Here is an 11,869-nt window from a genome sequence, read left to right on the forward strand (position 1 = left end):
TCCTCCCTGATCAGACAGATTGCTTGGTATCCTGTCCAAGCCAGTTATCTGGAATAGCTGCACGGGCAAGTCTCAATTGCTGGTCTGCCCTCTGCTGTTTGTGTGCGGCAACAACCAGCCCCGGCGAGTGGGTAAATGCACGCTGCTCCATACTCCCCGGCCACTCCGCCAACAGTTGTCCGGTAACGGCGTCCCGTACCTGCATCTCTAGCCGACTCGTCACCAGACCGTCTAAAGCTACTGGTGTGTTTCTTTGGGTAAAACTCAGCACCACTTCGCTACTGACTGGGGTGATGCCGACCAGGTCGCCGGCTATCACGACCGGTGACAGGGATTTATTGGTATTGGCAGCAAAATAAATCATCCGGTAGCGAAAATAGCCGGTCCACATCTCACGAGAGTTCAGCGTTGCATACATAAACCAAGCCCGTGAATCATGGACCTGTTCATCGAAAAGGGCCCTTACTCGCCCAGATGCCTGTTGTGCGTTACTCTGCTCGCCGCCTTCAGGAAACAGCGTCTTGACCCGCCGTTCCCCCTCACGCTTCATCCGCCGGTATTCTTCTGGTTCATCGTCAGAGTTAATGAGAAAAACCAGTTGTTGCAGAACTATATCCAGCACCTGGATAAGGTTTTCCGGAGTGCGGTAACCGTTGTGGTAGTCCTGTGCAAACTCCTTGGCAGCCTCATACAGCTGCGTCTTCGCCATATCTGGGTCGAAATCTTTGACGCCGGGAAGCAGCAGCAGGTCATTCACTTTGTCTGCCGGTGTTTCTGCCAGTTGTTGGCGGCGTAACCTTTCAATTTCAAGTTGTTTTTTATCGCGTGCTTTTTTCGCTGCTTGCCGGTCTGCTGGCTGAGCGTCGGTATTAGTGGCTCGCTGGTAGAAACCCGCTTCCAGCAACGACCAATTTGCATAGCGTTCAATACGCCAGCCGGTTATCCAGCCTAACTGCTCCTCCACTATCGTTTCCAAGGGGCTGGTAGCACGCAGCGGTAGATAATCCATAGCCTCCGCTGCACTGATTTTGTCGGCCGTGGCTAGGTTAAGGGTCAGTTCACGCTAGGCGTTAAAGCGGTTTATGAGAAGACCTGACACTAAAAATTGTGTAATCAGATCGAAGGGAATAACTCGCCAATCGTTTCTAGAAAATTCTGGAAGAACATCCTGTGGAACTTTCAGTGGAGCCCCTGCAGCAAATCCGGCAGCATAGAGATCATGCAAGGTGATTTGTGACAGAAGTAGACTATCATCAGGGCCGTTCCCTTTCCCTTGGTCAGCCGGTGGATAGCCACCGCCGGTATCTGAATGCATTCCCGGATAGATCACCTCGGTTGTCCCAGCGGGGTAGCTGCCCTCTCCTCGCCGCACTGAATCCAGAGGAAAGCTCAGCCGCTGTTCATGGGCAGCCACTAAATGAACACATTTTTTTATTAGCTGTGGATAGAGGGTATCGTCTGGCAACTCCATGGTATCACTGGCCCAAGACATATGACCGTTCGCCAAGGGGAGCGTGTGGGCAATACCGACCGAAGCCACCGTATCCAGTAATCCCAAAAACTCGACACTGAGCGGCAATTGTAATTTCTGTTCACCAATCTCCAGATACTGCGGGGGAATATCCCCTTCTTTCAAAGGCGGTGGCAACAGTTCACTGAGCCAACGGACAAAAGTTCGGGCCGCGGCAGCCCCTCGGGAAAATCCGTATATATACAGACGAATACCCAGCAGCCGCGGTTTACCTGGTTCTGGCTGGGTCAGCAGTGGCATTAATGATGATGCCAAGAGTTTAAGTAAACGTTGGAATTCCTCAAAACGGTGACAACTACCACCCTGCCAGAGCGAATTCCAACGGGTGGCCATCGCCTTAATCGAAGTGCGACTTTCTCCCTCTGAGAGCTTAATACTGTTATTTACTGGGTCTTTGCTGGTACGCATCAGCACATCAATAATGCGTAGCAGTGCCCAGTTAATCCGCTCTTCTCCTTTGGCAGCGGCGGCCAATCCCATCGTCGAATAATCCAAGTCGTTGACTTCCGGAAATGGTGTACCGACCCCAGGGATATAAAACTTAAAATATTTGCCTTCACCGTCAGTAGGGTTATCCATCAGACTCTCTTGCACCGCAGTCGGCACTCCTCCGGCCGTACCGCTGCCGATAGCCGCCCTAAACAGCCGAGCAATATTGCTTGGGTGTTTGACCGCAGAGAGATACTGGTCGTTATGTAAGTTATTGCCAGTGCCGTCGAAGAACAAGCTGATATGTAGTGTTTTACAGCAAGGCGGTCCCACCCGACGTCCGGCTGCCAAGCACAGTTCATCATGATAACGCCGTTCATCACTGCTTTGCTGATAGCAATTTTCCCTGACTGCGGCCTCCGAGGGTAATCTCCCTTGTGGAGGAAAAGTCGGTGGCAGCCAAACTGAAGCCATTTCTGTTATTTTGGACATACTTTTGGCTCCTCCATCCTAATAGGCTCTTTTATTGGATAGTTAGGATTTCTTGGAGACCAGCAACTGGTAGTAACTTTCACTTCATCACAGGGCAGAAAATGTACGGTGATCCCGCAGGTCTCCTCTCCATTATAATCGGGCACAGGAACGTTTTTGCTATGCTGACGATTATTAGCTTTCATTTTTGTTTCCCAAGCTTTGTATTTTTTATAATCCGCAAACCCTGGAAATCCTTTTGATCCTCCTTCACCGGTCTCCCAGTCAATACGAACAGTCATACCCGGTTTCCAGACAGCCGGTCCGCTGTAACAGCAACCGCCGCCGCCGCCCTGAAAGGGGCCGATAATATCGTAGCCAGGCTGACCATCGACGCTGAAAGAGTTAATCGCCCATTTGGTATGATTAATTGCTCTAATGGTACCGGCCTGCACCCTCGGTACCACACTGATAAGCAGTAGTCCCGCCAACAGCGGGAATAGTCGTAAATAGCTCATCTGACACTCCTTGTGAGATGTAAGTGTGGGAAGTAAGAGAGGTTATGTTGGGCAGCTTTGCGGCTCCTCCATCCTGACCGGCTCTTTTATTGGGTAAGAGGGGCTGCCATAGGTGTAACAACTGGTGGTGACTTTCACTTCATCGCAGGGCAGAAAATGCACGGTGATCCCGCAGGTCTTCTCTCCGTTGTAATCAGGTACGGGCACGTTTTTACTGTGCTGACGCTTCTGAGCATCAATGTCTTGTTTCCATAAAAGATATTTTTCTCTATCCTCATATCCTGGAAAATCCATTGAATACCCAACACCGGTCTCCCAATCAATACGAACAGTCATACCCGGTTTCCAAACAGCTGGCGGGCTATAACAACAGCCGCCGCCGCCGCCCTGAAAGGGGCCGATAATATCGTAGCCAGGCTGACCATCGACGCTGAAAGAGTTAATCGCCCATTTAGTGTGATTAATTGCATCCATGGTCCCGGCCTGCACCCTCGGAACCACACTAATAAGCAGTAGCCCCGCCAACAGCGGGAATAGTCGTGAAGAGTTCATCTGACACTCCTTGTGAGATGTAAATGTGGGAAGTAGAAGAGGTTATGTTGGGCAGCTTTGCGGCTCCTCCATCCTAATAGGCTCTTTTATCGGATAGTTAGGATTTCTTGGAGACCAGCAACTGGTAGTGACTTTCACTTCATCACAGGGTAGAAAATGTACGGTGATCCCGCAGGTCTCCTCACCGTTGTAGTCAGGTACGGATACGTTTATACTGTGCTGACGCTTCTGAGCATCAATGCCCTGTTTCCATAAAAGATATTTTTCCCTATCCCCATATCCCGGAAAATCCATCGAATATCCAACACCGGTCTCCCAATCAACACGCACGGTCATACCCGGTTTCCAGATAGCCGGTCCGCTGTAACAACAACCGCCGCCGCCGCCCTGAAAGGGACCAATACTGTCGTAGCCAGGCTGACCATCAACGCTGAAAGAGTTGATTGCCCATTTAGTATGATTAATTGCTCTAATGGTACCGGCCTGTACTCTCGGAACCACACTGAGAAGCAGTAGTCCCGCCAACAGCGGGAATAGTCGTGAAGAGTTCATCTGACACTCCTTGTGAGATGTAAATATGGGAAGTAGAAGAGGTTATGTTGGGCAGCGTTTCGGCTCCTCCATCCTGACCGGCTCTTTTATTGGGTAAGAGGGGCTGCCATAGGTGTAACAACTGGTGGTGACTTTCACTTCATCACAGGGCAGAAAATGCACGGTAATCCCGCAGGTCTTCTCTCCGCTATAGTCGGGTACAGGAACGCTTTTAGTTAACTGCCGACTTAATAATTTGACCTTTTTATACCATTCCCTTCTTTGTACTTCGTATTCAGAAACTTTTTTAGCCCAGATTTTTTTGTCTCCATTTTTATATTCGGGAAAAACAGGTTCAGGCATTTCAGGTATATCACTGGCAAAAGCAACCCCTCTTTCCCAATCAATACGAACAGTCATACCCGGTTTCCAAATAGCAGGCGGGCTATAACAACAGCCGCCGCCGCCCTGAAAGGGACCAATAATGTCGTAGCCAGGCTGACCATCAACGCTGAAAGAGTTAATCGCCCATTTAGTGTGATTAATCGCATCCATGGTCCCGGCCTGCACCCTTGGTACCACATTGATAAGCAGTAGTCCCGCCAACAGCGGGAATAGTCGTAAATAGCTCATCTGACACTCCTTGTGAGATGTAAGTGTGTGAAGTAGAAGAGGCTATGTTGGGCAGCTTTGCGGCTCCTCCATCCTGATCGGCTCTTTTATTGGGTAAGCGGGGCTGCCATAGGTGTAACAACTGGTGGTGACTTTCACTGCATCGCAGGGCAGAAAATGCACGGTGATCCCGCAGGTCTTCTCTCCGTTGTAATCGGGTACAGGAACGTTTTTGCTATGCTGGCGATTATTAGCTTTCATTTTTGTTTCCCAAGCTTTGTATTTTTTATAATCCGCAAACCCTGGAAATCCTTTTGATCCTCCTTCACCGGTCTCCCAATCAATACGAACAGTCATACCCGGTTTCCAAACAGCTGGCGGGCTATAACAACAGCCGCCGCCGCCGCCCTGAAAGGGGCCGATAATATCGTAGCCAGGCTGACCATCGACGCTGAAAGAGTTAATCGCCCATTTAGTATGATTAATCGCATCCATGGTCCCGGCCTGCACCCTCGGTACCACATTGATAAGCAGTAGCCCCGCCAGTAGCGGGAATAGTCGTGAAGAGTTCATCTGACACTCCTTGTGAGATGTAAGTGTGGGAAGTAAGAGAGGTTATGTTGGGCAGCTTTGCGGCTCCTCCATCCTGACCGGCTCTTTTATTGGGTAAGAGGGGCTGCCATAGGTGTAACAACTGGTGGTGACTTTCACTTCATCGCAGGGCAGAAAATGCACGGTGATCCCGCAGGTCTTCTCTCCATTGTAATCGGGTACAGATACATTTTTGCTAAACTGTCTGCTCTGTGCCTTCATCTTTTTAGCCCAAGCAAGATATTTTTCATCATCGCCAAAACCTGGAAAGCCTTCCATATCTCCAACACCGGTCTCCCAATCAATACGAACAGTCATACCCGGTTTCCAAATAGCAGGCGGGCTATAACAACAGCCGCCGCCGCCGCCCTGAAAGGGGCCGATAATATCGTAGCCAGGCTGACCATCGACGCTGAAAGAGTTAATCGCCCATTTGGTATGATTAATCGCATCCATGGTCCCGGCCTGCACCCTCGGTACCACATTGATAAGCAGTAGTCCCGCCAACAGCGGGAGTAGTCGTAAATAGCTCATCTGACACTCCTTGTGAGATGTAAGTGTGGGAAGTAAGAGAGGTTATGTTGGGCAGCTTTGCGGCTCCTCCATCCTGACCGGCTCTTTTATTGGGTAAGAGGGGCTGCCATAGGTGTAACAACTGGTGGTGACTTTCACTTCATCACAGGGCAGAAAATGCACGGTGATCCCGCAGGTCTTCTCTCCGTTGTAATCGGGTACAGGAACGTTTTTACTAAACTGCCTGCTCTGTGCTTCCATTTTCTTTACCCAGGCGAGATATTCAGCTCTCTTATCAAACCCCGGAAAACCCTCCATATCTCCAACACCGGTCTCCCAATCAATACGAACAGTCATACCCGGTTTCCAAACAGCAGGCGGGCTATAACAACAGCCGCCGCCGCCGCCCTGAAAGGGACCAATAATGTCGTAGCCAGGCTGACCATCAACGCTGAAAGAGTTAATCGCCCATTTAGTGTGATTAATCGCATCCATGGTCCCGGCCTGCACCCTCGGTACCACATTGATAAGCAGTAGTCCCGCCAACAGCGGGAATAGTCGTAAATAGCTCATCTGACACTCCTTGTGAGATGTAAGTGTGGGAAGTAAGAGAGGTTATGTTGGGCAGCTTTGCGGCTCCTCCATCCTAAGTGGCTCTTTTATCGGATAGTTAGGATTTCTTGGAGACCAGCAACTGGTAGTAACTTTCACTTCATCACAGGGCAGAAAATGTACGGTGATCCCGCAGGTCTCCTCTCCATTATAATCGGGCACAGGAACGTTTTTGCTATGCTGACGATTATTAGCTTTCATTTTTGTTTCCCAAGCTTTGTATTTTTTATAATCCGCAAACCCTGGAAATCCTTTTGATCCTCCTTCACCGGTCTCCCAGTCAATACGAACAGTCATACCCGGTTTCCAGATAGCCGGTCCGCTGTAACAGCAACCGCCGCCGCCCTGAAAGGGACCAATAATGTCGTAGCCAGGCTGACCATCGACGCTGAAAGTGTTAATCGCCCATTTGGTATGATTAATTGCTCTAATGGTACCGGCCTGCACCCTCGGAACCATATTGATAAGCAGTAGCCCCGCCAACAGCGGGAATAGTCGTGAATAGTGCATCTGACACTCCTTGTGAGAGCAACTCACCACAGAATTTAAGAAAGATATCTGTCCTATCCCCCCGTGAATGCTTAGGGAAATTGAAGTCGTCTTTACCCTAAAGCGTTAGCATAGCCATATCGGCAACAAGCTTTCCGCAGCATCTAGGGCCTGACCACGCCTCCATCAAGCGTTTCCGTATGAACTCTGTTTACCCTAAAAACATTTACTGCGACGGATCTTCAGATTGCCATTTTTTTATTACCCATGCTTCACGGGCATCACCTGTGATAATCCCTTGCTTGGTAGCCTCGAGCATGCCCTGATAACAGTCGGCAAAAAGTCTCTGCCGGCACGAGTACTTCCCTTCAGGAGGTGACCGATGTGAGAGCAGCATCATCACATCACAGATGCACATCAGGTCCTCAAACTGTGCATCATTAAGTTCTATTTTTTTAGGTAGGGCGCCACGTAACTGAGCAGTTGCCATACCTTTGATGCCTGCGCTGTTGCCATCCATATCCCGCCATGCCCAAAATAGCACCGGCTGCAATAAAGCGTGCTGCTGTTCATCAGTGAGGATATGAGTAAACAGCAGCGGAAACAGGCGAGTATCATAAAACCGAAAAATACCGCCCCGCCCCTCATGGAGGATATCCACACAGGCCGTCAGCCAGTTTGCCAGTCCGGAAAACGACCATAGCGAACATAGCAGTAGTAGAGGGGCACTCTCGGTTACCTGCTGACTGATTTCCTGAAGCCACTGAACCTGTAACGGATCTTCCACGTTGATCCGCACCAGTAGCGGAGCATCATCGACAATAAACTGCTCCGGAAGTCCTTGATATAGGGATTGCCATTGCACAGACAAAGCATTAACAGTGGTGATCACACTAAAATCCAGACCTGCCTGATCAACAATGAGGTCGAGATAATCATTTCCTGAGGCGCGGCAGCTCACTGTGACCTCTTTAATCCATTGTGCTGTCATACATTCCCCCTCGGAACAAATCCCTGCGCCAATGCTTGGGCTTTTTTCAGGCACTCTTGACATACTGATGACGGAAGTTCCGGAAGAGGAAACATTTCACTGGCTGGCTGTTGGAAGCGGTGATTGCCTTTGAGACTGAGCAGCCTCGGCCCATGAATTTCAATCTCCCCTTGTGGGGTGATCCTGATATAAGCCCCTCCGCACCCTAAGGTGATCCCATTCTTTGCTGTGAGCTGCAGGTGTCCTTGGGCAGATTGGACGGTAATATCATTGAGTGATGTTAGCGCTAAGCTGTCACCATGAGATTCCACGGCTAGCGGCCCCTTCCCTGATATCAATCTCAGACCTTCTTGTTGTGCCAATATCGACACGGCCTGACGGGCGTTAATGGAGCAACGCTGAGCGGCACTCAGATTTAGCTCCCCCAGACTCTGCACAAAAGCGCCGTTCCCTCCTTTGAGTAATACTGTTTCTGGGGTCACCGCGGCGATACCTTTTGGCGCAGACATCAGTAAAACCGGATCCTGAAGATCACTTGCGGACGTGATCAATCGATCGAGTGGCTGCGGATCCGGTACCGGGTTGCGATGGGTAGCACTGATCTTCCCCCACTCAATATTCTGATTATTTGCGCCTTTGAGTAGGCTGATCGCTGGAGCCATCTCCAGCACTTTTCCCTGTGCGTTCTGTTGGCCGTCGGCGGTAATAAAAATCCCCTGCTGGGCGCGAAGTGTGCCGTGGCTATCGGTTCTGAGCTCAAAACCCTCGCCGCGCTGCTGCTTTTCAGCATCCACCAGATGACCGAGATTCAGCTGACTCTTGCCGCCGTACTCGGTGCTGACCTTGATATGCTCCTTCCCGCGCTCGTCGTCGAGGCGGATTTTGTTATTCGCCGGGGTGCGTAACACGTTGCGCTTATAGTTTTGGATAGTCACCAGATCCTGATGGGCCGAATCGTGGAGCACACTGCTGATATAGGGGCGGTCCGGATGGCCGTTCTCAAAAGCGATAGCCACTTCGGTGCCTGCCAATAGCGGCAGGTGCAGACCGAAGGTATCGCCCGCATAAGGTCTGGCAAGACGCACCCACAGGCTCTCAAAACCTGCCTGCCGCTCTTCACGGTCAAACTGCAGGCTGATACGGTAGCGTCCCTGTTTATCGATATGTCCATAGGGGTCGTTTACAGTGGTACTGGTAATACGGGCGGGCAAAGTCCCCGCCATCACCGGATGTGCGCCAGGCACAGGGCGAAAACTGTACAAGATACTGTCAGGGATCCCAGTTAACCTGACTTGGAAATCTCGGTCTCGACGGGCACTGCAACTGAGTGTCGTGATCAGGGTCCCTTCAGCAAATACGGGGTCTACCTCATTGCCGCCGGTCACCTTCAGCACCTGTCCCGGACTCAAGGCAGGGCTGCTGGTGAGCGCTGAGACGCAAGTCTGCTAGTTGAGATAACGTTCATGCCGCAGACGGGCATAGAAGGCCCCCGTTTCAGTGACAGGCTTTCTGGGGATGGGGTCACCCGCTTGCAGAAAGTTATCGGCATAATGATAAGCCTCCCCATAGGTGGTGGGATCTTGCGCGGAAATATTGACCACAGTGTCTAACGGTTGGTTGGCCTGCCGATAGTTGTAGTCGCGGGTAGACACCTGTTGCACCGCCACTTGATGACGGCATTGCATCGCCCATACCGCATCGGTCCCGTTAGCATGCTGTCCTGAAGGGGGTACCGAGGGCAACGTGATAGCTTGCTGGTACTGTTGGCGGCTGTCGCAAAATTCGACGACATCGATATGCAGCCGTGTATCCGCGCTAAAACGGAACCAGATCCCCGTCTCGCCGAGCAGACGACTAATAAAATGCAGGTCATCCTCGCCATACTGCATGACCTGCTCGCGGCGCGGATACTCACGGCTCAATGAAAAGAGGAAGTCCTGACCGCGCATACCATGGCGTTCCCGCAGAATTTTCTCGACGATCTGTGGCACCGACATATCCAAGTAAATCGCGTTATGGGAACAGTGCTGCAGCAGCGCCAAGCGCGGTGATAGCGTCAGGGCATAGCAAGTTTCATCTTTAGAGGTACCCAGACGTTCAAAACCGGTCACTACTCCCTGGATCACCCGCAAGGGTTGCTGCATTTTGATGCCGTAACTCTGGTCAACCGGGGCCTGCAGCGTTAGAGAGGCCGCTTTCATCAGCATTATCTCTTTGCTGATGGCATGGTCAGCGCTGGTGAACTCAATACGGCAGCTGAACGGCCGGCTCAGGGCTTCATCGCCTTCAAACGCCAGCACATCGAGCTCTGCGTCACACCCCTTCACCGCCAGCTGGTGGTGGTTATGGCTGAATCTTATCTTAAGATTGTTGCTCATGAATTCACTCCTTGTGACATGTCAAACTCCAGTGCAACCCCTTGTTCTTCACTCCAGTTAAGCATCAGGGAGTGCAGTTTGAATTTTTGGGATCGTGTAACTCAGCAGCACGGGCAGCAGGTGGTTATCCCAACATAAGAACCAGTATTAGAAATATGTCTAGACCTGCCTCTTTTCTAACCTACATTTACTGTCTGGTGTTTCCCGTAGCTGAGCCAGTTCGATACCTGAACGTTCTGGTGATCCTGTCCCAGATATCGACCAGTTGTGAATCTGTATAGTTTCTCGTTTCCTTACCAGAATTATGTAACTCAACAGAAAATACCGGATGTTTCAAATCACCCATTTTTTCGTTACCGTAAAACTGGAACGTATAGTAAGGAACTCGCTTCTCTTCAGGATGATAAATATCCTGATTACCTTTCATCAGCCACTCTTCAGCATCTATACCTGGCAACTTTACAGTGCCTTTCTTAAGGGTATGAGCACCAACCCTGATGAGGGCGGCATTTATTTCATTACCTCGTTCCAGTAATGTGTTATCTTTACCAAGAGTATTGTTACTGTTAACGATAATCTCAAAATCAACTGGCTTATATATTAATGTAATATCATCTTGCGAGGTCGTATTTGTATCAGTAATAAAACCTTCTGGTATACAGACGCCGGACTGCGTTGGGACTTCCTCATCCTTCCTTCCCTTCAACCTTGACAGCAGGCTTTGCATTTCTGCAAGCTTCTGAGGCTTATCGTTTAAATCGATTTCTTTCGAGCCGCTGTTTAAATAATCCCATCTGTCTTTTTTATATTTGGGATTGGATAAATCAGTAATTTCACTTGTAATAATGAATGCTACTCCGTTACTGTACAAATGGCCTTCCAGAATTCGCCCAAAGCCCGGAACACTGCCGTTTTTATTACGATCAAAAATGACGATATTGTCATTTCTCCGGTACACCTGCTTCAGGTAAGGCTGGTCTATCGACCTACCCGTAGGACTATTGTTTAACTCCTGTTCTCGTAACCGGATACGTTGCGCAAACGCCGGAGGAGACAACCGCTTGCTGGTAATTCTCATTTCATTAATCTTTACCTGACCCATCGCAGCATTGTTAAATGAAACGGGCACATCAAAAAGATAGCGACCAAGACACTGGGGTCTGGTCTGTTCAAAAAGCTTATCCGTCATTTGTTTTTCCTTTGCCGTTAAAGAGGCTACCGGCCACGGACGGGTGAGTAACCAGAAAACTGTACAGAGAATAAATACAACAACCATTAATCCCAGCCATAAATGTCTTACCCGCATCAGGCGACCTCCCCGGCCAATTTGATAATTGAGCGTAACGTGAACTTCATCGCTACAGAAAGGCCGTTTTCCTTACCGGCGTCCCCGACGGCATAGGCACCTTTATGATCGACGTCGGTAGCAAGCAGCGAGCGGATCCCGGAAAAATACATCTACTACCTGGTGTTTCCCGTAGCAGAGCCAGTTCGATACCTGAACGTTCTGGTGATCCTGTCCCAGATATCGACCAGTTGTGAATCTGTATAAGTTTTCGTTTCCAGACCAGAATTATTCAACTCGACGGAAAATACAGGATGATTTAAATCGGCGACATTCTCATTGCCATAAAAAGTGAACCTGTAGGCG

General features: G+C 50.0%; 11 protein-coding genes and 2 pseudogenes. All 13 read right to left on the reverse strand.

What is annotated here, in order from left to right:
- Window positions 1-10 precede the first annotated feature (10 nt).
- Window positions 11-2,452: pseudogene (locus DW47_RS16560) on the reverse strand (T6SS phospholipase effector Tle1-like catalytic domain-containing protein).
- A complete protein-coding gene (locus DW47_RS0114480) occupies window positions 2,440-2,949 on the reverse strand; it encodes a Tli1a family immunity protein (RefSeq protein WP_029687136.1) in 510 nt (169 codons plus the stop codon). Before DW47_RS0114480 ends, DW47_RS16560 begins: the two are co-directional and overlap by 13 nt.
- Window positions 2,950-2,991: 42 nt before the next feature.
- Entirely contained in the window at window positions 2,992-3,501 is a 510-nt protein-coding gene (locus DW47_RS0114485; protein ID WP_029687137.1) for a Tli1a family immunity protein, read from the reverse strand.
- Window positions 3,502-3,543: 42 nt separating this feature from the next.
- Window positions 3,544-4,053, reverse strand: a complete 510-nt coding sequence (locus DW47_RS0114490) for a Tli1a family immunity protein (RefSeq protein ID WP_029687138.1) — start codon at window positions 4,051-4,053, stop codon at window positions 3,544-3,546.
- Window positions 4,054-4,095: 42 nt separating this feature from the next.
- Window positions 4,096-4,665 carry a Tli1a family immunity protein gene (locus DW47_RS0114495; RefSeq protein ID WP_029687139.1) on the reverse strand — a complete coding sequence of 190 codons (570 nt, stop codon included), beginning with the start codon at window positions 4,663-4,665 and terminating at the stop codon, window positions 4,096-4,098.
- A 42-nt stretch (window positions 4,666-4,707) separates the two neighbouring features.
- Complete coding sequence (locus tag DW47_RS0114500; RefSeq protein WP_029687140.1) at window positions 4,708-5,217, reverse strand: Tli1a family immunity protein; 510 nt, start codon at window positions 5,215-5,217, stop codon at window positions 4,708-4,710.
- 42 nt (window positions 5,218-5,259) lie between these two features.
- Window positions 5,260-5,769 carry a Tli1a family immunity protein gene (locus tag DW47_RS0114505; RefSeq protein WP_029687141.1) on the reverse strand — a complete coding sequence of 170 codons (510 nt, stop codon included), beginning with the start codon at window positions 5,767-5,769 and terminating at the stop codon, window positions 5,260-5,262.
- Between the two features lie 42 nt (window positions 5,770-5,811).
- The gene (locus tag DW47_RS0114510) at window positions 5,812-6,321 is read right to left on the reverse strand and encodes a Tli1a family immunity protein (RefSeq protein WP_029687142.1); all 510 of its coding nucleotides are present in this window, start codon (window positions 6,319-6,321) and stop codon (window positions 5,812-5,814) included.
- A gap of 42 nt (window positions 6,322-6,363) precedes the next feature.
- Window positions 6,364-6,870 (reverse strand): Tli1a family immunity protein, encoded by a 507-nt coding sequence (locus DW47_RS0114515; RefSeq protein ID WP_029687143.1) that lies wholly within the window; start codon window positions 6,868-6,870, stop codon window positions 6,364-6,366.
- Between the two features lie 205 nt (window positions 6,871-7,075).
- On the reverse strand, window positions 7,076-7,840 hold the full coding sequence (locus tag DW47_RS0114520) for a toxin Tle1 chaperone Tla1 (RefSeq protein WP_029687144.1): 765 nt from the start codon (window positions 7,838-7,840) through the stop codon (window positions 7,076-7,078).
- A pseudogene (locus DW47_RS16565) lies at window positions 7,837-10,218 on the reverse strand (type VI secretion system Vgr family protein). The gene DW47_RS0114520 and the pseudogene DW47_RS16565 overlap by 4 nt, the downstream one beginning before the upstream one ends.
- 187 nt (window positions 10,219-10,405) lie before the next feature.
- Window positions 10,406-11,407 (reverse strand): T6SS immunity protein Tli4 family protein, encoded by a 1,002-nt coding sequence (locus DW47_RS0114530; protein ID WP_038027625.1) that lies wholly within the window; start codon window positions 11,405-11,407, stop codon window positions 10,406-10,408.
- Window positions 11,408-11,679: 272 nt separating this feature from the next.
- The coding region (locus DW47_RS17925; protein ID WP_420911408.1) for a T6SS immunity protein Tli4 family protein at window positions 11,680-11,869 on the reverse strand (190 nt) is incomplete at its 5' end.

Origin of the sequence: Tatumella saanichensis (genome assembly GCF_000439375.1) — a bacterium.
GTDB lineage: Bacteria > Pseudomonadota > Gammaproteobacteria > Enterobacterales > Enterobacteriaceae > Tatumella > Tatumella saanichensis.

Excerpts from the sequence above, each read along its gene's own strand:
- DW47_RS0114480 (WP_029687136.1), bottom strand. The coding sequence starts at position 2,949 with ATGAGCTATTTACGACTATTCCCGCTGTTGGCGGGACTACTGCTTATC.
- DW47_RS0114485 (WP_029687137.1), bottom strand. The coding sequence starts at position 3,501 with ATGAACTCTTCACGACTATTCCCGCTGTTGGCGGGGCTACTGCTTATT.
- DW47_RS0114490 (WP_029687138.1), bottom strand. The coding sequence starts at position 4,053 with ATGAACTCTTCACGACTATTCCCGCTGTTGGCGGGACTACTGCTTCTC.
- DW47_RS0114495 (WP_029687139.1), bottom strand. The coding sequence starts at position 4,665 with ATGAGCTATTTACGACTATTCCCGCTGTTGGCGGGACTACTGCTTATC.
- DW47_RS0114500 (WP_029687140.1), bottom strand. The coding sequence starts at position 5,217 with ATGAACTCTTCACGACTATTCCCGCTACTGGCGGGGCTACTGCTTATC.
- DW47_RS0114505 (WP_029687141.1), bottom strand. The coding sequence starts at position 5,769 with ATGAGCTATTTACGACTACTCCCGCTGTTGGCGGGACTACTGCTTATC.
- DW47_RS0114510 (WP_029687142.1), bottom strand. The coding sequence starts at position 6,321 with ATGAGCTATTTACGACTATTCCCGCTGTTGGCGGGACTACTGCTTATC.
- DW47_RS0114515 (WP_029687143.1), bottom strand. The coding sequence starts at position 6,870 with ATGCACTATTCACGACTATTCCCGCTGTTGGCGGGGCTACTGCTTATC.
- DW47_RS0114520 (WP_029687144.1), bottom strand. The coding sequence starts at position 7,840 with ATGACAGCACAATGGATTAAAGAGGTCACAGTGAGCTGCCGCGCCTCA.
- DW47_RS0114530 (WP_038027625.1), bottom strand. The coding sequence starts at position 11,407 with ATGACGGATAAGCTTTTTGAACAGACCAGACCCCAGTGTCTTGGTCGC.